Source organism: Bariatricus massiliensis (genome assembly GCF_900086725.1).
GTDB classification, from domain to species: Bacteria; Bacillota; Clostridia; order Lachnospirales; family Lachnospiraceae; genus Allocoprococcus; species Allocoprococcus massiliensis.
In genome coordinates, this window is record NZ_LT574836.1 from 42,316 (window position 1) to 65,057 (window position 22,742).

A 22,742-nucleotide genomic window follows, 5' to 3' on the forward strand; every position below is an offset into this window, starting at 1 on the left:
TCACGAGGTAGCAAGTTATGGGAAAAGATAATTTATATGAACAGTTACTGCTGGAAACGGCTGCGTGGGACGAAATGACTAATGTGGCAAGCCGAAGATCAGGAAAAGCAAAATTAGAGAGAAAACTGCAGAAAGCAAGAGAAGAAAATAAAATTATTACGGTCGCTATGTATGATGTGAACGGATTACAGTCTATTAATGAGGTTTATGGCCGCACAGAGGGCGATAAGGTCTTGCGTTTCCTTGCGGATATGACCAAAAAAAATCTCGATGAACAGGATTATATATTCCGTCTAAGCAGTGATGAGTTTATTGTAGTCTTTTATGGGAAGAGCCGTAAAGAGGCTGACGGCCGCATAAAGAAAGCGTTGGAACAGATTAGAGATAACACGGGGTATTACTCCGGCCAGTCAGAGGTAGGGTATTGTTATGGACTGAAAGAGGTATGCCCGGAGGAGAACATTACAGTGTCCAACATTATCTCTGAGGCGGATGGGCAGATGTACCGTCAGAAGAAGCAGTACCACATTCTGCGGGCGCAGCGGGATATCCAGACAATGACAATCGGAGGCATGAAAGCGGAACTCTTTGAATATGACAAGGAGCATCTATACGAGGCTCTGATCGAGGGGACGGACGATTATATCTTTGTTGGAAATATGAAGACAGGGACGTTCCGTTATCCTCCTGCCATGGTAGATGAATTTGGGCTTCCGGGAGAAATCGTAGAAAATGCGGCGGCGTTTTGGGGAAAACTGATACATCCCCATGATGAAAAGGATTTTCTTGAGAGTAATCAGGAAATAGCTGACGGGCGCACAGAATATCATGACATTCAATACCGTGCCCGCAATGTTCTGGGAGAATGGATATGGCTCAGGTGCAGAGGGAAGATGATTCGTGACACGAACGGTGAGCCGGCATTATTTGCCGGAATGATATCTAATCTAGGAAAAAGGGATCAGATTGACCACATGACCGGTTTGATGAACCGATTCAAATTTGAGGGTGATATTAAAAAATATCTGGTAGATTATGAGAATGTGAAATCTCTTGGAATTATGATACTTGATATGGACACATTCCGGAATATTAATGATCTCTATAATCGCTCTTTCGGGGATGAAGTACTCCGGATAACGGGGCAGAGGATTGCGGACATGCTCCCTCAGGAAGCAGAGATTTACCGTTTGGACGGGGATGAATTCGGAATTATTATTGTGAACGGTAATGCAGAGGCGTGTGGCGGTATCTATGAAAAAATACAGAAAAAGTATAGAAAGCAGCAGGAGTATCTTGGGAAGAAATATTATTGTACGCTTTCCGCGGGTTCCGTATGTTATCCGCAGAACGCAGACACATACCTTGACTTGATGAAGTTTGCCAACTATTCGCTGGAGTCATCAAAGCATGCCGGAAAGAACAGAAATACTATTTTTTCCGCAGACATATTGGAGGGGCGAGAACGTAAACTGGAATTGACAGAGCTTCTTAGGGAAAGCGTGGAGAGAGGATTTGCAGGATTTTCTGTATACTATCAGCCACAGATTGATTCTCAGACGAGAGCGCTGTATGGAGCGGAAGCGTTAGCGAGATGGAAGTGCCCTAAATTCGGAACTGTTTCGCCGTTCGAGTTCATTCCAATATTGGAGGAGACCGGTATGATTATACCGTTCGGGGGATGGATATTCAGGAAAGCTGCAGAGCAGTGTAAAATATGGTGCCAGAAGATTCCGGATTTTCATATGAGCGTAAATCTTTCCTATCTACAGCTACTGGAAGGAGACATTACTTCGTTTGTGTTTGATACACTTGAGGACATTGGCCTTTCGCCGTCCAATATTACACTAGAATTGACGGAAACGTATCTTGTGAAAGCGGATAGAGACATCTTGGATATGTTGTGCGAAATGCGGGAAAAGGGAATCCGGATAGCCATGGACGATTTCGGAGTGGGATATTCTTCCCTGTATTCCTTGAAAAATATACCGGTGGATATCGTTAAAATAGACAAGGGATTTGCCAAAGATATTGTAAAAGATTTGTTCAGTGTGACTTTTGTCCGTTCCATCACGGAACTTTGCCATAATGTAGGGAAAACGGTCTGCCTTGAAGGGGTGGAGACGGAACCTGAATATTCCGTGGTAAGGGGGACGGGGCTGGAATTAATCCAAGGTTATTTTTTTGGAAAGCCAGTTCCGCCGGAAGTATTTGAGCAAAACTTTATCATATAGAATGAATGTAGATAGAGGGTGTGTATCTAAAAAAATAATAAAATTCTATTGACATTTATGAATTCGGAGTCTAAACTGAATAAGAAAACAAAAGAAACGGGGTGCTGGCGCGAAAGCCGGCTGAGAGTAAGACTGTAAGTGTCTTTAACCCATATACCTGATCTGGATAATGCCAGCGTAGGAACAAAAAATAACATTCATTTTTTGAGCGTAAAACCCTGTCAGGTTGTAACAGTAACCCGGCAGGGTTCTTTTGATTGCACGCATGTGCAATCTATTATACCATAGGAAACTTCGTTTCAGATTCTGCCGGAGAGATTAGAAAGAGGAGGAAATAAGATTATGAACGCAAGTGTAGCAATTCAGACACTGCCGGAAGCGGCAAATGACGAGGAGTTAATCCGTATTGTGGATGAGGTGATTGCCTATATTAAGAGCACCGGGCTTAACTGTTATGTAGGCCCTTTTGAGACGGCAATCGAAGGCGACTACGATGAGCTGATGGATATCGTTAAAGAGTGCCAGCACATCGCTGTCAGGGCGGGGGCGCCATCTGTGGCCGCTTATATCAAGGTGTCTTACAAACCGGAAGGAGACGTGCTGACCATTGAAAAGAAAGTCACAAAACACCACCAGTAAGATATGGCCGTTACTGGCTGTTGTGATGATTCTGGCTGTCTGGCAGACGGCGAGCGGTACCGGGCTCATATCGAAATTTATGCTGCCCTCGCCGCTTGATGTGGTGAAAGCATTTATTCAGGATTTCCCGCTTCTGATGGATAATGCAAAAGTAACACTTTTGGAAGCGTTTATCGGTCTGGCGATGGGAATTCTGATTGGATTTCTGATGGCCGTGCTCATGGATAGGTTTGACAAGATGTATCAGGCGATGTATCCGCTGATTGTGCTGACTCAGACCGTGCCTACGGTGGCGATTGCGCCGCTTTTGGTGCTGTGGTTCGGTTATGAGATGCTTCCCAAGGTGATTCTGATTGTAATTGTGACATTCTTCCCGATTACGGTCAGCCTGCTGGACGGATTCCGCGGGGCGGACAGAGATACAATCAGCCTCATGCGTTCCATGGGTGCATCAAAAATGCAGATATTTTGGTTCGTGAAATTCCCCGGTTCTTTGAGCCAGTTTTTCGCTAGCCTCCGTATTGCGGTCTCCTATGCGGTTGTAGGAGCGGTGATTTCGGAATGGCTGGGGGGATTTCAAGGACTTGGCGTATATATGACAAGAGTAAAGAAGGCATTTTCTTTTGACAAGATGTTTGCGGTTATTTTTTTGATATCTGCGATTAGTCTGCTGTTGATGTGGGCTGTAAATCTGCTGCAGAAGAAATGTATGCCTTGGGAGGAGAAGAAGTAGAATGAAGAAAAGAATATTAGCAATCGTATTGGCGGCTGCCATGACAGGCGCGCTGATTGGCTGTGCGGATAAAGGGAAAGATACGGAGAAAAAAGAGAAGATTACTTTCGTGCTTGACTGGACTCCGAATACCAATCATACGGGATTATATGTGGCGCAGGAAAAGGGATATTTTGAGGAGGCTGGTTTGGAAGTTGAAATCGTACAGCCGCCGGAAGACGGGGCGGAGGTGCTGGTGGCATCTGGAAAAGCCCAGTTCGGCGTATCCTTTCAGGACAGTATGATGCCGGCCATTACTGGAGAGGATGCCATGCCTATCGAGGCCGTGGCCGCCATTCTTCAGCACAACACGTCAGGAATCGTATCACGCAAAGGGGAGGGGATGGACCGCCCGAAGGGAATGGAAGGTAAGAAGTACGCTACATGGGATTTGGATTTGGAGAAGGCTACTATCAAAAACGTGGTGGAAGCCGACGGCGGAGACTTCAGCAAGATTGAGATGATTCCGAGTACGGTCACAGATGAGGTGTCCGCGCTGGAGAGCAAATCGGTGGACGCTATCTGGATATTCTATGGGTGGGCCGGAATCGCCTGTGAAGTAGCTGGACTTGAGACAGACTATTTTGCGTTTAAAGACATCAACCCGGCGCTTGATTTTTACACCCCGGTTATTATCGGCAACAGTGATTGGATGAAAGAGAACCCGGATTCAGCCAAGGCGTTTCTGTCCGCGGTTCAAAAGGGATACGAATATGCCGTGGAGAGTCCGGACGACGCGGCCGACATCTTGCTGAAGGCATCTCCTGAGCTTGACGAAGAACTCGTAAAAGCGAGTCAGGCGTATATGAAGGAACAGTACATCGCAGACGCCAAACAATGGGGCTATATTGAACCGGCACGCTGGAATGCATTTTATAACTGGGTAAATGAAAATGGCCTGTCTGAGTCAGAGATACCTGAGAATACCGGATTTACCAATGAATATCTGGAGAAATAAAACTTATGTCAGATTTAATAGTAACAGATGTTACGCTTTCATACGAAAAGAAGAATGTCATCGAAGATATTACCATTGAGCTCCATGACAATGAACTGGTCTGCCTTCTGGGCGCCAGCGGGGGCGGGAAGACTACCTTATTTAATGTAATCGCAGGGCTCAATACGCCTGATAAGGGGACGGTAGTGCTGGACGGGGAAGATATCACCGGACAGCCGGGGCATATCAGCTATATGCTGCAGAAGGATTTGCTGCTTCCATATAAGACAATCGAGGACAATGTGGCTCTGCCGCTTTTTATCAAAGGCGAAAAAAAGAAGGCGGCACGGGAGCGGGTAGGCGGATTCTTTGAGGAGTTCGGGCTGGAAGGAACACAGAAAAAGTATCCTCATCAGTTATCCGGCGGTATGCGCCAGCGGGCGGCACTTCTCAGAACCTACATGTTCTCAAGGAATATTGCGCTTTTGGACGAGCCTTTCAGCGCACTGGATACATTGACAAAGGCCGAGATGCACAAATGGTATCTGGATGTAATGGATAAGATTCACCTGTCTACGCTGTTCATTACACATGATATCGATGAGGCCATTCTTTTGTCGGATCGAATCTATCTTCTGACCGGGGTCCCGGGGCGTATTACGGAGGAGATTTTGATAAAAGAACCAAAGCCCAGACGGAAGGATTTTAATTTGACGGAAGAATTTCTTGATTATAAAAAAGAAATATTAGCAAAGCTTTAGGGAAAAAGAGCATTTCGGGTTGCGAAATGCTCTTTTCAAGTCTAAAATAGAGTCAGACAGTCACGAAAGGGAGAATGACATGATAAGAGATGCAGTCATAGAAGATTTGCCAGAGCTTCTGGAAATCTATAATTATGAAGTGCTTAATGGAAACGCGACCTTTGATGAGGTGGAGGAAACCTACGGGCAGAGGAAAGAATGGTTTTCTCATTTTACCGGTAAATATCCGCTTTTGGTCGAAGTGCGGGACGGGAAGGTCGTCGGATATGCAGGCGCTTACGAGCTGTTCCCAAAGCCTGCTTATCATATTTCTGCGGAGGTAACGCTTTATATTGCAAAAGAGTTTCGCGGTCAAGGCATCGGAGAAAGGCTCTTGGGAGCTTTAATCGAACGAGTGAAGGGGGAAGGGCAGATTGAAGCGCTGTTCTCACTGATTACCGCGACGAATGAGGGGAGTATCCGTCTTCATGAAAAGATGGGATTTTCCCACGACGGGGTCCTGCGCAGCTCTGGCATAAAGTTCGGGGAACGTCTGGATGTGGAAATTTACCGCTTAGATGTACGCACTGAGCGGTAGAGTATATAGAGAAGGAAAAGAATGAAAGAGAGGATTTTACAATGATTCTATTTAATTGCGATTACACAGAAGGAGCCCATCCGAGAATCATGGAGCGGCTCATGAAAACAAATATGGAGCAGACAATGGGATATGGCGAGGACGAATACTGCGAGCGGGCTCGCACGGCCATCCGTAAAGCCTGTGATGCTCCGGATGCGGATGTGCATTTTCTTGTGGGCGGGACACAGAGTAATCTGACCGTCATTTCATCCGTGCTTAAGGCACATCAAGGTGTGCTGTGTGCGGATACGGGACATATCAATGTACATGAGACGGGCGCAATCGAAGCGTGTGGCCACAAAGCGTTAGCGCTGCCCTGTGAAGAGGGAAAAATCACGGCAGAGCAGATTCAAAAGGAATACGACCTCCACTGGAGCGACGAGTCCCATGAGCATATGGTACAGCCGAAAATGGTTTATATTTCTCATCCTACAGAGTTGGGTACACTGTATACAAAGGCGGAGCTTCAGGCCATCCGCGAAGTGTGTCTGGCCTGCGGTCTTTATTTGTTTTTAGACGGAGCACGTATGGGGTATGGCCTTATGGCTCCGGGAACGGATGTGACCCTTGCTGATATCGCAGAGCTTACAGATGTTTTCTACATAGGCGGAACGAAGGTTGGAGCGCTGTTCGGGGAGGCTGTCGTTATCACCAATTCGGCAATGAAGCCTGATTTTCGCTATGTTATCAAGCAAAAGGGCGGCATGCTGGCAAAGGGCAGACTTCTGGGAATCCAATTTTTAGAGTTATTTGAGGACGGACTCTACTATGAAATATCAAAACATGCCATTGACATGGCGATGCTGTTGAAAGAAGGACTGAGAGAAAAGGGATATCCGTTCTTTATGGAGAGCGATACGAACCAGCAGTTTATTATAGTGGAGGATGGAAAGATAGAAGAAATCAGGAAAAAATACGGTGTGACCTATCTCCAGAGATATGACGAGTCACGCAGCGTCATCCGGCTGTGTACGAGCTGGGCGACGAAAGAGGAGAATGTAAAAGAATTTTTGTCAGATATGTAACAAAATAGAGAGAGTATTTGGCGCAGAAGCTCGTTCTAGGAACTGGCTCCTGCGTCTTTTTAATTACTTAGGTATGTAAACAAATATTTGGTAAAAAATATTATAAAATTATAAATTATATAGAAATCAGGTTGACATTTTTGGGTAATAGACATAGAATAACCGTTAGACATCTAACTAATGGAGGTGATAATGTGGAACCGGAGGATTTTGATCCGAAGAATATGAATCTTGAAAATATGCCATTGCAGATGTTGTTTCATCAAGTAGGGCATATGCATAAACATTATTTTATGCAGCTTCTGCAGCAGATGAACTTGAAGCCGGGGCAGGCGGGAATATTATTTGTGCTGAATAGATATGGAGAGCTTTCTCAGCGGGAGCTGGCGGACAGGATAGGTGTGAAGCCCCCGTCGGTGACGGTAGCGCTGCAGAAGATGGAGAAGAACCAGTATATAGTCAGGCGGCCGGATGAATGTGACCAGCGGATTACCCGCATCGGAATTACGGATAAGGGGAAAGACTGTGTAAGTAACATGAGCCAGATCGTAGGGCAGACGGAGGAGCTGCTTTTCTGCAATATGAGCAGTGAGGAGCTTATGCTTTTGCGGAGGCTGCTGCTCCAGATGCGTGACAATATTTTGGCTGTGAAGGGCTTTGACATGTCAGGTATTAGGAAGCCACCCCATATGGAGTGTGAACACGATGAATTTTAAGGATGACTGTTTTGACGCATCCATTATGTAAGAACTAGAAAGGAAGGACAACAGGTGTATGAGTAAATTATTTAAGTATTTGAAGCCTTATGCCGCATCGATTGCAGCGATTGTCGCTATTTTGATTGTGCAGGCATTTTGCGACTTATCTCTGCCGGCTTATACGTCCGACATTGTAAATGTTGGAATCCAGCAGGGGGGGATTGATGATAAAATTCCGCAGGCTTTGAGGGAAGAGGATATGGATAAGCTTCTTCTTTTCATGAGCGAGGAAGATGCCGCGGTTGTGAAACAAGCGTATGAGCTGAAGAGCACCGACACCGGGTATGACTATGACGGGGCCGTGTATGTACTGGATTCCAGTAAAAAGGAAGACGAGGAGACAGTAGATAAACTGGTTGAAATCATGGGAAAACCAATGCTTCTGACATCCGGTTTTGAGTCTGACAGCGATATGACAAAACAGATGGAAGACTCAATGAAGGAGAACATGAAGTCTGCCATGGAGCAGCAGGCGCAGGCTCAGATGGAGGCGGCGCAAAGCCAGATGACCGATGAGCAGAAGGCAATGCTTGCGGCAAATCCGGAGGCGGCACAGAAGCAGCAGGAAGAAGCGAAGGCAAAAATCGACGCTCAATTAAAGAAAATCGATGATGCAGATGCGTTCCAGCTCTTAGAAATGATTCCGGACGAACAGCGCTCGGAGATTACTGAAAATATAAGCAAGGGTATGGCAGATATGCCTGAGACGATGGTGGAACAGGCGGCTACGGCCTATATTAAGACGGCATATAAGAACCTCGGTGTAAACACAAATTCCATACAATATAAATATATTTTAACTACCGGGGCAAAGATGATTGGCCTCGCATTCCTTGGAATGGCGGCAAGTGTATTAGTTGGATTTCTCGCATCCAGAGTCGCTGCCAGCACTGGACGTGATTTGAGAGGAAGAGTATTCAAGAGAGTAGTTGGATTTTCTAATGGAGAATTCGATAAATTCTCCACCGCTTCGTTAATTACAAGAAGTACGAATGATATTCAGCAGATTCAAATGTTGGTAGTCATGCTCTTGAGGATGGTGCTCTATGCGCCGATTATTGCTGCGGGTGGTATCTTCAAAGTATTCCATACGAATGTGGATATGTCCTGGATTATCGCGGTGGCGGTAGGACTAATTCTCTTGATTGTTATTGTTCTCTTTACAACGGTCATGCCAAAATTCAAGATTCTGCAGAACTTGGTCGACAAACTGAATTTGGTGACAAGAGAAATTCTTACAGGCCTCCCGGTCATCCGTGCATTTAGTACAGAGAAGTACGAAGAGGGGCGGTTTGATTCCGCTAATAAAAACTTGATGAAGACACAGTTGTTTGTCAATCGTGCGATGACGTTCATGATGCCGGCCATGATGCTGGTAATGAATGGAATTTCTGTACTGATAGTATGGACCGGAGCGCACGGAATTAATGACGGACAGATGCAGGTCGGTGACATGATGGCGTTTATCCAGTATACGATGCAGATAATTATGGCCTTCTTAATGATTTGTATGATATCGATTATGCTTCCGAGGGCGGCCGTTTCCGCTAATCGTGTGGATGAAGTGCTCACCAGTAAAACAGCGATCCGTGATCCGGAGAATCCGGCACATGTACCGGAAAGCGGGAAGGGAGAAGTGGTATTCGACCATGTATCCTTTAGGTATCCACAGGCGGAAGAGGATGTACTCCATGATATCAGTTTTACCGCAAGACCCGGGCAGACAACTGCTATCATAGGAAGTACCGGAAGTGGTAAATCTACGATGATCAACCTGATTCCGAGATTCTATGACGTGAGTGAAGGGAAGATTACACTGGACGGAATGGACGTACGGGATATTTCCCAGCATGAACTTCGGGAGAAATTAGGCTATGTTCCGCAGAAGGGTGTACTTTTCTCAGGAACGATTGCTTCTAATATCATGTATGGAAACCCGGACGGTTCGGACGCGGAGATGGTAGAGGCAGCCGAAATCGCACAGGCGACAGAGTTCATCGAAGAGAAGAGAAAGAAATATGACAGCCCGATAGCCCAAGGCGGCTCTAACGTGTCGGGAGGACAGAAACAGCGTTTGTCCATCGCCAGAGCAATCGCGAAGAAACCGGATGTCTTTATTTTTGACGACAGCTTTTCCGCATTGGATTATAAGACCGATATCACCCTGCGTACGGCACTCAAGCAGAAGACACAGGACAGCACGGTGATTATCGTAGCACAGCGAATCAGTACCATTTTACATGCAGAGCAGATTATCGTACTGGACGAAGGAAAAGTAGCCGGAATCGGTACGCACAAAGAACTTTTGAAGTCTTGCGAGGCCTATTATCAGATAGCGGCTTCCCAGTTGTCGGAGGCAGAGCTTGCTGACCATATGGGAAATGACAGAATAGAAAACGACGGAAAGGGGGAGGCAGACTATGAGTAATCAGGGAACAAGACCAAGAAGAGGCCCGATGGGCCGAGGCGGAATGGGCCACGGAATGGGAGCCGGGGAGAAGGCAAAAGATTTTAAAGGTACCATGAAAAAACTGTTGAGCTATATGGGTGCATACAAAATCGGTATCTTCTTTGTGATGGCATTTGCCGTAGGAAGTACGATATTTACCATTGTCGGCCCCAAAGTTCTGGGAAAGGCGACCACAGAGATTTTCAATGGTCTGGTAGGTAAGGTTTCCGGAGGAGACGGAATCAATTTTACCAAAATCGGACAGATATTGTTGACCGTTCTCTGCCTGTACGCGGTGAGCGCGCTGTTCTCCTTCATACAGGGATATATTATGACCGGAGTCTCTCAGAAGATGACTTATCGGATGAGAAAAGAGATTTCTGAAAAAATCAACCGTATGCCGATGAATTATTTTGATACGACCACCCACGGCGAAGTGCTGTCCCGTGTCACCAACGATGTGGACACATTGAGCCAGAGTCTCAACCAGAGCGCCACACAGATGATTACCTCTGTCACAACGATTATTGGTGTCCTGATTATGATGCTCAGCATCAGCCCGCTCATGACACTGATTGCACTTTTGGTTCTTCCGCTCTCGATGGTCCTGATTTCTGCAATAGTGAAGCGTTCACAGAAGTACTTTAAAAACCAGCAGGAATATTTGGGACACATCAACGGACAGGTGGAAGAAGTATACGGCGGACATAATATTGTCAAGGCTTTTAATAAAGAAGAGGATGTCATTCAAGTGTTCGACGAGACAAACGCCGTGCTGTATCAATCAGCGTGGAAGTCACAGTTCCTTTCAGGAATGATGATGCCCATTATGCAGTTTGTCGGTAATCTGGGCTATGTAGGCGTATCTATCCTTGGGGGCTATCTGGCAATCAAGAATGTGATAGAGGTGGGAGATATCCAATCCTTTATCCAGTACGTCCGCTCCTTTACCCAGCCGATCCAACAGGTGGCACAGGTGGCAAACATGCTGCAGTCCACCGCTGCCGCATCAGAACGTGTTTTCGAATTTTTGGATGAGGAAGAGGAAGACCAGTTTGCGGAGAATCCCACTCCAATCGAAGGCTTGAACGGCAATGTGGAATTTGAGCATGTACACTTTGGATATCATCCAGATCATATAATTATCAATGATTTCTCTGCCAAAGTAAAACATGGACAGAAAATCGCAATCGTTGGACCGACAGGAGCCGGAAAGACAACAATGATTAAACTGCTGATGAGATTCTACGATGTGAACAGTGGAGCCATTATGGTAGACGGCCACAACATCAAAGATTTTAACCGAAGTGAACTGCGCCAGATGTTCGGCATGGTACTTCAAGACACTTGGCTTTTCAACGGGACAATCGAAGACAACATCCGCTACGGAAAACTAGACGCGACCCATGAAGAAGTAGTAGCAGCGGCCAAAGCAGCCCACGTACACCGCTTCGTCCAGACACTGCCAAACGGCTACAATATGGTACTAAACGAAGAAGCCAGCAACGTATCCCAAGGACAAAAACAGCTTCTCACCATAGCAAGAGCCATACTGGCAGACCCCAAAATACTCATTCTCGACGAAGCCACAAGCTCCGTAGACACAAGGACAGAAGTCCAGATACAAAAAGCAATGGATAACCTCATGAAAGGCAGAACCAGCTTCGTCATAGCACACAGACTATCCACAATCCGCGACGCAGACCTAATCCTAGTCATGAAAGACGGAGACATCATAGAACAAGGCAACCACAACGACCTAATAAAACAAAACGGATTTTACGCAGAATTGTATAATTCACAGTTTGCACAAGCATCAAGCTGTGCATAAAACAGAAGAGGCAGAAAGTATGTTTACATACTTTTCTGCCTTTGATGTTTTATATACGGCGCAAGCCGTCACCGAGATGAAGCGAAGCGGAATCGAGGTGGGCACAGCGTAACCATGAAACTGCTAAGTTAAGAGTTATCTTGAATCTTGATCATAATCTTCGTGACATATTCTGCTGAGTCAGAGATAGCAAATTCGTTCAAACCTATCTCGTAAGCATAGCCTGTAAGGATTAAGTTATTTTGTTTGGCATAATCAATCATTTTCTTATACATACATGGTAACTTGTCCCACGTTCCTTTTTGGTAACCACATAAATATTTGCCTTTTGGTTTGATTCGCTTCTTTGTTGATGAAGAATCTCTTAAAGCAGGGGTATAAAGTCCATCATATTTTTCAAAGTCTTCATTGATAACTTTATCGAGGGAAATAACCCCTCCAATTCCCATACGGATTTGTTCCATACTCCATATATCTTTCAGATAAACAAATAATTCTGATATATCAGCTTCGTCAAAATCAATAGGCACAAACAAAATACTTTCAGACGGGTACTCTTCAATTCTAATTGTTTGTTCCTGCAAGTTTTCGCAAAGAGTTATACTGTCTTTCTTTGCTTGCAATATCTTTTTGATAGTTTTCAATTTTTGAATTTCTACATCAATCTCTTTTATTTTGGAATTTGCGATTTTGAGAAAACTGTCATTAGTGGGATTTTTACGATATGCTTCAATTTCTTCGATACTCATATTCAATTCTTTCAGCATACGGATATACTCGAAGGCAATGCTTTGTGATAAGTCATAATATCTATACCCGTTATCTTTTTTGGTGTTAGGGGAGAAAAGACCGATACTGTCATAATAATGCAGTGTACGTTTATTCACTTCATGAAGTTTTGCAAACTGGGCAGTAGTTAACTGAATGTTACTTTTTTTCACTTTTTAATCTCCTTATTGACTTTACAGTAACTGTAAAGACTATTATACAAATTATAAACGGAAATGACAAGGAGGATTAAAAATGCAAATTACATTAAGAGAGTATCAAAAAGAAGATTTTAAAGTGTTAGAAAACATTATCCGTGAAACGTGGCACTATGATGAGTTTAGTAGTCCTAGGACAGCGGTAAAATTGGCAAGAGTATTTTTAAGCAGTTGCTTAACAAATCATACTTTTTCCCGTGTAGCTTTAATGAATGATAAACCCATTGGAATTATTCTAGTCAAAAATATAGCCATTCATAGGTGCCCTCTAAAATATAGATTGAAACAAATGAAGTCTATTTTATCGCTGTATCTTTCCAAAGAGGGAAGAAAAGTAACACAAATATTTGCTAACGTAAATGGTATTGATAAACGGCTTTTAGCTGATGTGGATAAATCCTATCCAGCCGAACTTGCGCTATTTGCGGTCGATACCTCTTGCAGAGGAAAAGGTATAGGAAAAAGATTGTTTGACTCTGCCCTTGGATACTTAAAAGAGCAAGGTCTCAATGAGTTCTATCTGTTTACAGATACAAGCTGCAACTATGGATTTTATGAACATCAAGGAATGGTTCGCCGCTGTGAGCGAGAACATGTTTTTATAATAAAAGGACAACAAGCAAAAATGAATTTTTTTATTTATGACTATAAAGTCTGAATGTTAACATGCGTTGCTTGTAGCAACGGGCAGTTTCCCATACAATAGTGGTAACGACAAAAAGAAAGGAAGTTATCACTAATGCTGAACGAAAACATAAAAGCAATCAGAAAATCAAAAGGTCTCTCACAAGAAGAACTTGCTGTCAAGCTGAATGTGGTGCGGCAAACCATCTCTAAATGGGAGCAAGGATTGTCAGTTCCTGATTCTGACATGTTAATTTTCATATCGGAAGCTCTTGAAACACCCGTAAGCACTTTACTTGGAGGGACGGTTGTGCCGGCAGAAGTTAGTGACTTAAAAGCGATTTCTGAAAAACTGGAGATTATAAACTTGCAGCTTGCACAAAAAAAGACTATGAGACGAAAAATACTTCATTGGCTGCTTATCTCATTGTGTGTGGCCATAGTAATCATTTCTGCAGTCTTAATTGTATTAAATAGTCCTTATTTGAGTTGGAATTATAATGACCCTGAAACCGCGGTCGCAGGGTCAGCTTTTCACGTGTTTGAATGGCTGTTTGTCAGGTTAGCGCCGGTTATTTTTGTAGGAGCCGCCGCTGGAATTTTCTTGACACGGAAGAAAGTATAAAGCCCTTCCCTTTTATTTCGCTGGGCGGCCGTATTCCACTGCCGCTTCAACGAAGCCTTTAAACAGGGGGTGGGGCTTGTTCGGACGCGATTTAAGCTCCGGATGTGCCTGCGTAGCAATAAACCAAGGATGTTCCGGAATTTCTATCATTTCTACAATCCTTCCATCGGGAGAAAGTCCGGACAGTTTCATACCGTTCTTTACCAGTGCCTCACGGTAGTCGTTATTTACCTCATAGCGATGACGGTGGCGCTCCCTAATCTCCTTGGTGCCATAAAGTTTGTAAGCCTTAGAATCTTCGTCAAGGATACAGGGATATGCGCCTAGCCGCAGCGTCCCTCCAATATCCTCAATACCTATCTGCTCCGGCATAATATGAATGACCGGATGGGTTGTATCCGGCTTCAATTCCACGCTGTGGGCATCATGATAGCCGGCCACGTTTCTGGCAAATTCCACTATTGATAACTGCATGCCAAGGCAAAGGCCAAGGAAAGGAATTTTATGAATCCGAGCGTATCTAATCGCTTCCAGCTTGCCGTCGATTCCTCTGTCGCCAAAGCCTCCCGGTACAAGGATACCGCTGACATCTTCGAATAGATGGGGCGCTGTCTCGCCGGTCACTGTCTCAGAATCAATCCATTTAATGTTGACGGTAGTGTGACTGTAGATTCCACCGTGTTTGAGCGCCTCTACCACACTGATGTAGGCATCGTGGAGCTGGATATATTTTCCCACAAGTGCCACGGTCACTTCTTGAGTCGGGTGGTGTAGGCAGTCAACCATCTCGGCCCAGTCCTTCAAATCTGGTTCCGGGCACTGCAGATGCAGACATTCACATACGACAGAGGCCAAATGCTCTTTTTCCATTGCCAGCGGTGCCTCGTAAAGATATTCCACATCAAGATTTTGAAGGACATGGTCTGCGGGCACATTGCAGAAGAGTGCGATTTTGTCCTTGATGCCGTCCTCCAGCGGGTATTCAGAACGGCAGACTATAATGTCAGGCTGGATTCCCATCCCTTGAAGTTCTTTTACACTGGCCTGTGTAGGCTTTGTTTTCATTTCCTGAGATGCTTTTAAATAGGGAATAAGAGTCACATGGATAAGGATTGCGTTATCCCGCCCGATATCATGCTGGAACTGCCGGATAGACTCGAGGAAGGGCTGGCTCTCAATATCGCCAACGGTGCCGCCAACCTCTATAATGGCAATCTCTGTGTCCTGAGCGGCAGGATTGCGGTAGAAACGACTTTTGATTTCATTGGTTATATGGGGAATGACCTGAACTGTGCCGCCGCCAAAATCACCCCGGCGCTCCTTTTGAAGAACAGACCAGTATATTTTTCCGGTTGTCACATTGGAATTCTTTGTAAGATTTTCATCGATAAAGCGCTCATAGTGTCCGAGATCCAAGTCCGTCTCAGCACCGTCTTCTGTCACAAATACTTCTCCGTGCTGTACCGGATTCATCGTACCGGGATCGATATTGATGTATGGGTCGAACTTCTGCATGGTAACGGTGTATCCACGGGATTTCAACAAACGTCCCAGAGAAGCGGCGGTGATGCCCTTCCCCAGACCAGATACAACTCCTCCGGTAACAAAAACGTATTTTACTGCCATAGTGTCCTCCTTAGCTGTCATTGCATGGTTATCTTGTTACATATAAAATAGAGATAAGCCACAAAAATAAATATTTATGTGGCTCACTCGTCATTTTCATGTTCTTTTTTGAACATGTCTTATATTAAGTTTTCAAAAAATACTTTTGAATTATACACCTTTTAGCAAAAAAATGAAACACCTATTTATTGGTAAATTGGTTTTTTTTCATATTTTGGTTCCGATGTGGCTTGTATGGAAAGTTTTTGGAATAATTTTACGTCCACACTTGCCAGCATAACGGAGGTATGCGCCTGACATCCTTTCAGCTTGGGAATCTGATTCAACGCTAATCCGGCTACCGGGTCAGCGGAGGCACTAATAGACAGGGCAATCAGTACTTCATCAATATGAAGCCGTGGATTTTTACTGCCAAGATATTCGGTCTTCACCTTCTGAATAGGCTCTATGGCTTCCGGAGAGATGACATGGACTTTATGGTCTATTCCTGCCAGCTCCTTCAGTGCATTCAAGATTAAGGAAGCAGAAGCGCCTAAAAGCTTAGAGGTCTTCCCCGTGACGATGCTGCCGTTGGGGAGTTCGAGCGCTGCCGCCGGTCCGTCGGTCTCCTCGGCCCTTGCAAGCGCGGCATCCACAACCCTGCGGTCATGGACAGTGACACCGGCCTGATTCATCAGCAGTTCAATCTTATACACTTCATCTTTCGGGCAGTCCCCCGTCAGAAAACGGTCCATAGTATGATAATATCTGCGGATGATCTCCTGACAGGATGCCTCACGGCACACCGCGTCATCACAGATACAATTTCCGGCCATATTAACGCCCATATCGGTAGGAGATTTGTAAGGGTTCTCTCCATAGATACGCTCAAAGATGGCGCTGAGAACCGGAAAAATCTCTACGTCCCGGTTATAATTGACTGTAGTTTCCCCATAGGCCTCCAGATGAAAGGGATCGATCATATTCACATCATTCAAGTCGGCAGTGGCGGCTTCATATGCCAGATTGACAGGATGCTTCAGTGGTATATTCCATATGGGAAATGTCTCGAACTTGGCATATCCGGCTCGGATGCCGTGCTTATGCTCATGGTAGAGTTGGGAAAGGCAGGTGGCCATCTTGCCGCTTCCCGGGCCGGGCGCCGTGATGACTACCAGTGGCCTTGAAGTCTCAATATAGTCGTTGCTCCCATAACCTTCATCGCTTACTATCAGCGGGATATTAGACGGATATCCCTCTATTACATAATGAAGATAGACTTTGATGCCCAGCTTTTCCAGACGCCCCTTAAAGAGGTCGGCGCTGTTCTGGCCGGAATACTGGGTGATGACAACACTGCCCACATAAAGCCCGCTCTCTTCGAATTCGTCTTTCAGGCGAAGTACGTCGGAGTCATAAGTGATACCAAGGTCACCGCGCATTTTATTGGTTTCAATATCAGAGGCGCTGATAACAATGACTATCTCAGCCATATCGGACAATTCCTTAAGAAGTCTCAGCTTACTGTCGGGGCAAAATCCCGGGAGAACACGGGAAGCGTGATAATCGTCAAAGAGCTTGCCTCCGAATTCAAGATACAGTTTATTGTCAAATTGATTGATTCGTTCACGTATATGTGAAGACTGCATTTTCAGGTACTTATCGTTGTCAAATCCAATTTTCATACAAAAATCCATCCTTCTCTGCTGTAATTAACATTACTAGTATACTATAAATTATGGCTAGTTTACAATCTTTTCATAATCTTTTTATTGATTTATGATTTTATGCTCCTTATAATAGAAGAGACAACGTGTAGGAGGTACTTATGGATAATCAGAATAATCGGAATAATCCGAATAATAGAAATAATAACCAGAACAATAAGAATAATAAGAATAACAAGCAAGGCTGGGGAGTTATCGCCATGACTGCGCTTATTGCGCTGGTTCTTGTTTTTGCCCTGAACCAGCTGAGACAGGATACGGGGGCGCAGCAGATAAGCTATGACCAGTTCCTTGATATGGTGGATGCAGGGGAGGTCAAAAAGGTAGTTGTACAGAATGACCGCATCGTCATCACGCCGAAAAGCGAGAAGGAGATGAAAAAAGACAGCTCCAAGAAAAACGATGAAAGTGATGTGGTGGAAGGGACGCTGGATGACAGTAAAACATCAGATTCAGAGGAGGAAGAAGGAGGACTGTTCAGTTCTCAGAAGCAGTACTATACCGGTATAGTAAGAGATGATACGTTGTCAGACCGTCTCTACAAAGCAGGTGTAAAGTATGAGCAGCAGATTCCGGATTCTACATCTGCCATGATGCTGAATATTTTTATCAGCGTGATTCTTCCAATCGGAATGTTCGTGATTCTGGCCAGCTTCATCATGAGAAGGATGTCCAAGGGCGGCGGTATGATGGGCGTTGGAAAGAGCAATGCCAAGATGTATGTGGAGAAGCAGACCGGTGTGACCTTCAAAGATGTAGCGGGGCAGGATGAGGCGAAAGAGTCCCTGCAGGAAGTTGTTGATTTCCTGCACAATCCGGGAAAATACACAGGGATTGGGGCAAAGCTTCCGAAAGGAGCGCTTCTAGTCGGTCCTCCGGGAACAGGTAAGACTCTTCTTGCGAAAGCAGTTGCTGGTGAGGCGAAGGTTCCGTTCTTTTCACTGTCAGGCTCCGCCTTTGTGGAGATGTATGTAGGTGTAGGTGCTTCGAGGGTACGTGACTTGTTCAAGCAGGCCCAGTCTATGGCGCCATGTATTATTTTCATCGATGAGATTGACGCCATTGGTAAGAGCAGAGATAATGCGATGGGCAGCAACGACGAGCGTGAGCAGACATTGAATCAGCTTCTTGCAGAGATGGATGGATTTGATACGAATAAGGGACTTCTTCTGCTGGCGGCTACAAACCGCCCGGAGATACTGGACCCGGCCCTTCTCAGACCCGGACGCTTTGACCGTCGTATTATTGTAGACAAGCCGGACTTGAAGGGGAGAATCGATGTACTAAAAGTACATTCCAAAGATGTAAGAATGGACGAGACAGTGAATTTGGAAGAGATTGCGCTGGCTACGTCCGGAGCGGTAGGCTCAGACTTAGCGAATATGATAAATGAAGCCGCCATCAATGCGGTTAAGAATGGACGGCATGTTGTTACGCAGGCAGATTTGTTCGAGGCCGTAGAAGTCGTTCTTGTAGGTAAAGAGAAGAAGGACCGTATCATGAGCCAGAAGGAGCGGCGCATTGTTTCCTACCATGAAGTAGGGCATGCACTGGTCAGCGCACTGCAGAAAGATGCGGAACCGGTACAAAAGATCACGATTGTGCCCAGAACTATGGGCGCGCTGGGCTATGTAATGCATACGCCTGAGGAGGAGAAATTCCTTAACACCAAAGCAGAGCTGGAAGCGATGCTGGTGGGGATGCTGGCAGGGCGCGCTGCGGAAGAACTTGTCTTCGACACTGTTACGACCGGGGCCTCCAATGATATTGAACAGGCCACAAAGGTCGCAAGATCAATGATTACCCAGTATGGTATGTCTGAGAAGTTTGGGCTTATCGGTCTGGAATCTATACAGCACCGTTACTTGGACGGCCGGGCCGTTATGAACTGTGGAGAAGCTACAGCCGCAGAGATCGATCAGGAAGTAATGGCAATGTTGAAGGCGTCTTATGCGGAGGCAAAGCGTCTTTTATCAGAACATCGGGAGACAATGGATCAGATTGCCGAATTCCTGATAGAAAAAGAAACTATCACTGGAAAAGAGTTTATGAAAATTTTCCGTAAATGTGAAGGGCTGCCGGAGCCGGAAGAGAAGGATACGGATAAAAAGGAACAGTTGCTGGAATCTCCGAAAGAAGAGGAACAGCATGAAGATACGACAGAGGATGTGAATCACCAGCTGCCAGAGCCGGAACAAGATAGTCCTAAGACAGATGAAAATGGGTTCATTCTTCCAGAATAGACTCTGAATATTGCGCAGGAGACAAAGAAGGTATCTTGAAAAAGGATACCTTCTTTTAGTATAATAAGCTTATGGAAAATCAAACATTTATTATTGAAGAAGAACTAAAAAAGCTTCCGCAAAAGCCGGGAGTATATTTGATGCACGATGAGAAGGATGACATTATCTATGTAGGTAAGGCCATAAGCCTTAAAAATCGTGTGCGCCAGTATTTCCAGAGCAGCAGGAACAAAGGAGCCAAAATAGAGCAGATGGTGACTCATATCTGTAGATTTGAGTACATCGTTACAGACTCTGAGCTGGAGGCATTGGTGCTGGAATGCAACCTGATCAAGGAACATCGTCCCAAATACAATACGATGCTGATGGATGATAAAAGTTATCCTTTTATTAAAGTCACAGTAAATGAAGCATACCCTCGGATTATGATGGCCCGGCAGATGAAGAAGGATAAGTCCAAATATTTCGGCCCGTATACCAGCATGGGAGCGGTGAAGGATACCATCGAGTTGATAAGAAAACTCTATCACATCCGGAGCTGCCACCGGAATCTGCCTAAGGATGTGGGGAAAGAACGGCCCTGTCTTTATTATCACATTAAGCAATGCGACGCCCCTTGTCAGGGGTATATTTCTCAGGAAGAATACAGACGTTCTATCGATGAGGTGGTACGTTTCTTGAATGGAAATTATGAGAAACTTTTGAAAAGTCTGGAAGAAAAGATGATGGAAGCTTCCGAAGAGCTTGAATTTGAGAAGGCGATAGAATACAGGGAACTGCTCAATAGTGTCAAGAAAATTGCACAGAAGCAGAAAATTACGGATACGGGAGGCGAGGACAGAGACATACTCGCAATTGCTTCGGAGCAGGAGGACGCAGTTGTACAGGTATTCTTTATACGAGGGGGCAGGCTGATAGGAAGAGACCATTTTTATCTGAAAATCGCGGAAGGCGACGGCGAAGGAGAAGTGCTGGGAAGCTTTATTAAGCAGTTTTACGGCGGCACCCCCTATATTCCCGGAGAGTTGATGCTTCCTGTGGAAGTGGAAGACAAAGAGGTGCTGGAGGAGTGGCTTAGTTCCCGCAGAGGGCACAAGGTCACGCTTAGGGTTCCTAAAAAAGGGGAAAAAGAGAAACTGGTGGAACTGGCAAAAAAGAATGCGGAGCTGGTATTGAGCAAAGACAAGGAGCGTCTAAAGCGTGAGGAAGGACGCACAATCGGGGCAGTGAAAGAGATTGAGCAGCTTCTGGGCTTGAAAGGAATCGTAAGGATGGAAGCGTTCGATATCTCAAATACCAATGGATTTGCTTCGGTTGGCTCCATGGTAGTGTACGAGAAGGGAAAACCGAAGCGTAATGATTACCGCAAATTCAAGATCAAGGGTGTGGTGGGAGCCGACGATTACGCCAGCATGGAAGAAGTGCTCACACGGCGGCTCCGGCATGGACTCGAGGAACAGGAGAGCGGAAAAGAATTGGGAAGTTTTCAAGTGTTCCCTGATTTGATTCTTATGGACGGGGGAAAAGGACAGGTCAATGTAGCTCTCAAAGTGATGGATAAGCTAAAACTTTCGATTCCAGTGTGCGGCATGGTCAAAGATGACAATCATAGGACGAGAGGGCTGTATTATAATAACGTTGAACTTCCAATCGACCGGAATTCCGAGGCTTTCCGTTTGATTACGCGGATACAGGACGAGGCCCATCGTTTTGCTATTGAGTTCCATAGAAGCCTCAGAAGCAAGGGACAGGTACATTCTATTCTGGACGATATTCCGGGTGTAGGGCCTGCAAGGCGCAAGGCGCTGATGAGACATTTTATGAGTCTTGACAATCTGAAAAGTGCAAGTGTGGAAGAGTTGAAAAAAATACCGTCTATGAATGAAAAATCCGCACAGGATGTCTATAATTTTTTTCATGAATGTGGTATGCTAAATAACAGTAAAGCTGATAAAAATGAAGAAGGAGAAAGAGATAATGGGAGTGAAACTGCAGAACGTAGTAGAGAAAATGAACCTGAAGAATCTGACACCTGATGTAGATATGACAAAGCGGGAGGTAAAGGTACCGGATATCAACCGTCCGGCGCTGCAGCTGGCAGGTTTTTTTGACCATTTTGAATCAGAAAGGGTACAGATTATCGGGTATGTAGAATACACATATCTGGAAACCTTGTCCGAAGAGCATAAGATGAAGATATATGACACCCTTCTTTCTTATGCTATACCATGTTTTATCTTCAGCAGGAACCTGCAGCCGGAGCCGGCGTTTCTTGAAAAAGCGGTTGCCAATGATATTCCGGTGTTCAGTACGGACCAGCAGACGTCTTCTTTTTCCGCGGAAATTATCCGCTGGCTCAAGGTGGAACTAGCGCCCTGTATCTCTATTCACGGAGTGCTTGTGGATGTTTACGGAGTCGGTGTTTTGATTATGGGAGAGAGCGGAATCGGTAAAAGTGAAGCAGCTCTGGAACTGATTAAAAGAGGACATCGTCTTGTCACCGACGACGTTGTTGAAATCCACAAAGTAAGCGATGACACTTTGGTGGGAACCGCTCCGGATATCACGAGGCATTTTATAGAGTTGAGGGGAATCGGAATCGTGGATGTCAAGACATTATTCGGAGTTCAGAGCGTCAAAGAGACACAGAATATTGATCTTGTCATTACACTCGAAGACTGGAATAAAGATAAAGAATATGACAGATTGGGATTGACGGAAGAATACACGGAATTTCTGGGGAACAAAGTGGTATGCCACAATATACCAATCCGTCCGGGAAGGAATCTGGCGATTATTGTTGAATCTGCGTCTGTCAACCACAGGCAGAAACAGATGGGATACAATGCAGCGCAGGAACTTTACCGCCGGGTGCAGGAGAATCTGAAGAGGAAATAGGAGGAGAGA

General features: G+C 45.2%; 18 protein-coding genes. 15 read left to right on the top strand and 3 right to left on the bottom strand.

The window, feature by feature from the left end; genetic code table 11:
- The first annotated feature begins 17 nt into the window (after positions 1-17).
- The 10 genes from BN6465_RS01925 to BN6465_RS01970 all read left to right on the top strand — a co-directional run bounded on the left by BN6465_RS01925 (position 18) and on the right by BN6465_RS01970 (position 12,025).
- Positions 18-2,234 (top strand): bifunctional diguanylate cyclase/phosphodiesterase, encoded by a 2,217-nt coding sequence (locus BN6465_RS01925; protein WP_066731186.1) that lies wholly within the window; start codon positions 18-20, stop codon positions 2,232-2,234.
- 342 nt (positions 2,235-2,576) lie between these two features.
- Positions 2,577-2,873 carry a thiamine-binding protein gene (locus BN6465_RS01930; protein ID WP_066731188.1) on the top strand — a complete coding sequence of 99 codons (297 nt, stop codon included), beginning with the start codon at positions 2,577-2,579 and terminating at the stop codon, positions 2,871-2,873.
- A complete protein-coding gene (locus BN6465_RS01935; protein WP_066731190.1) occupies positions 2,842-3,606 on the top strand; it encodes an ABC transporter permease in 765 nt (254 codons plus the stop codon). Before BN6465_RS01930 ends, BN6465_RS01935 begins: the two co-directional genes overlap by 32 nt.
- A 1-nt stretch (position 3,607) precedes the next feature.
- A complete protein-coding gene (locus tag BN6465_RS01940; RefSeq protein WP_066731191.1) occupies positions 3,608-4,603 on the top strand; it encodes an ABC transporter substrate-binding protein in 996 nt (331 codons plus the stop codon).
- Between the two features lie 5 nt (positions 4,604-4,608).
- The gene (locus tag BN6465_RS01945) at positions 4,609-5,343 is read left to right on the top strand and encodes an ABC transporter ATP-binding protein (protein ID WP_066731193.1); all 735 of its coding nucleotides are present in this window, start codon (positions 4,609-4,611) and stop codon (positions 5,341-5,343) included.
- Positions 5,344-5,422: 79 nt separating this feature from the next.
- A complete protein-coding gene (locus BN6465_RS01950) occupies positions 5,423-5,920 on the top strand; it encodes a GNAT family N-acetyltransferase (RefSeq protein ID WP_066731198.1) in 498 nt (165 codons plus the stop codon).
- Between the two features lie 41 nt (positions 5,921-5,961).
- Positions 5,962-6,987: a threonine aldolase family protein gene (locus tag BN6465_RS01955; protein WP_066731200.1), complete on the top strand. Its 1,026-nt coding sequence runs from the start codon at positions 5,962-5,964 to the stop codon at positions 6,985-6,987.
- 194 nt (positions 6,988-7,181) lie between these two features.
- Complete coding sequence (locus BN6465_RS01960) at positions 7,182-7,703, top strand: MarR family winged helix-turn-helix transcriptional regulator (protein ID WP_154670174.1); 522 nt, start codon at positions 7,182-7,184, stop codon at positions 7,701-7,703.
- A 58-nt stretch (positions 7,704-7,761) separates the two neighbouring features.
- Positions 7,762-10,173 (top strand): ABC transporter ATP-binding protein, encoded by a 2,412-nt coding sequence (locus BN6465_RS01965; protein ID WP_066731202.1) that lies wholly within the window; start codon positions 7,762-7,764, stop codon positions 10,171-10,173.
- Entirely contained in the window at positions 10,166-12,025 is a 1,860-nt protein-coding gene (locus BN6465_RS01970) for an ABC transporter ATP-binding protein (RefSeq protein WP_330384721.1), read from the top strand. The genes BN6465_RS01965 and BN6465_RS01970 overlap by 8 nt, the downstream gene beginning before the upstream one ends.
- 128 nt (positions 12,026-12,153) lie before the next feature.
- Here BN6465_RS01970 and BN6465_RS01975 read toward each other — a convergent pair whose 3' ends face one another.
- Positions 12,154-12,966, bottom strand: coding sequence for a MerR family transcriptional regulator (locus BN6465_RS01975; RefSeq protein ID WP_066731204.1), 813 nt, complete (start codon positions 12,964-12,966; stop codon positions 12,154-12,156).
- Positions 12,967-13,048: 82 nt separating this feature from the next.
- On the opposite strand from BN6465_RS01975, the gene BN6465_RS01980 reads away from it, so the two are divergent.
- Entirely contained in the window at positions 13,049-13,669 is a 621-nt protein-coding gene (locus tag BN6465_RS01980; RefSeq protein ID WP_066731206.1) for a GNAT family N-acetyltransferase, read from the top strand.
- 81 nt (positions 13,670-13,750) lie between these two features.
- A complete protein-coding gene (locus BN6465_RS01985; protein ID WP_066731208.1) occupies positions 13,751-14,260 on the top strand; it encodes a helix-turn-helix domain-containing protein in 510 nt (169 codons plus the stop codon).
- Positions 14,261-14,272: 12 nt separating this feature from the next.
- On the opposite strand, the gene BN6465_RS01990 is transcribed toward BN6465_RS01985, so the two are convergent.
- On the bottom strand, positions 14,273-15,886 hold the full coding sequence (locus BN6465_RS01990; protein ID WP_066731209.1) for a CTP synthase: 1,614 nt from the start codon (positions 15,884-15,886) through the stop codon (positions 14,273-14,275).
- A 185-nt stretch (positions 15,887-16,071) separates the two neighbouring features.
- A complete protein-coding gene (locus tag BN6465_RS01995; protein WP_066731211.1) occupies positions 16,072-17,550 on the bottom strand; it encodes a DUF1846 domain-containing protein in 1,479 nt (492 codons plus the stop codon).
- A gap of 143 nt (positions 17,551-17,693) precedes the next feature.
- On the opposite strand from BN6465_RS01995, the gene ftsH reads away from it, so the two are divergent.
- From ftsH to hprK, 3 genes are all read left to right on the top strand, one after another.
- Positions 17,694-19,835 (top strand): ATP-dependent zinc metalloprotease FtsH, encoded by a 2,142-nt coding sequence (gene ftsH, locus BN6465_RS02000; RefSeq protein WP_066731213.1) that lies wholly within the window; start codon positions 17,694-17,696, stop codon positions 19,833-19,835.
- A 71-nt stretch (positions 19,836-19,906) separates the two neighbouring features.
- Positions 19,907-21,871 carry an excinuclease ABC subunit UvrC gene (gene uvrC, locus BN6465_RS02005; protein ID WP_082891565.1) on the top strand — a complete coding sequence of 655 codons (1,965 nt, stop codon included), beginning with the start codon at positions 19,907-19,909 and terminating at the stop codon, positions 21,869-21,871.
- Entirely contained in the window at positions 21,813-22,733 is a 921-nt protein-coding gene (gene hprK, locus BN6465_RS02010) for an HPr(Ser) kinase/phosphatase (protein WP_066731216.1), read from the top strand. Before uvrC ends, hprK begins: the two co-directional genes overlap by 59 nt.
- Positions 22,734-22,742 lie beyond the last annotated feature (9 nt).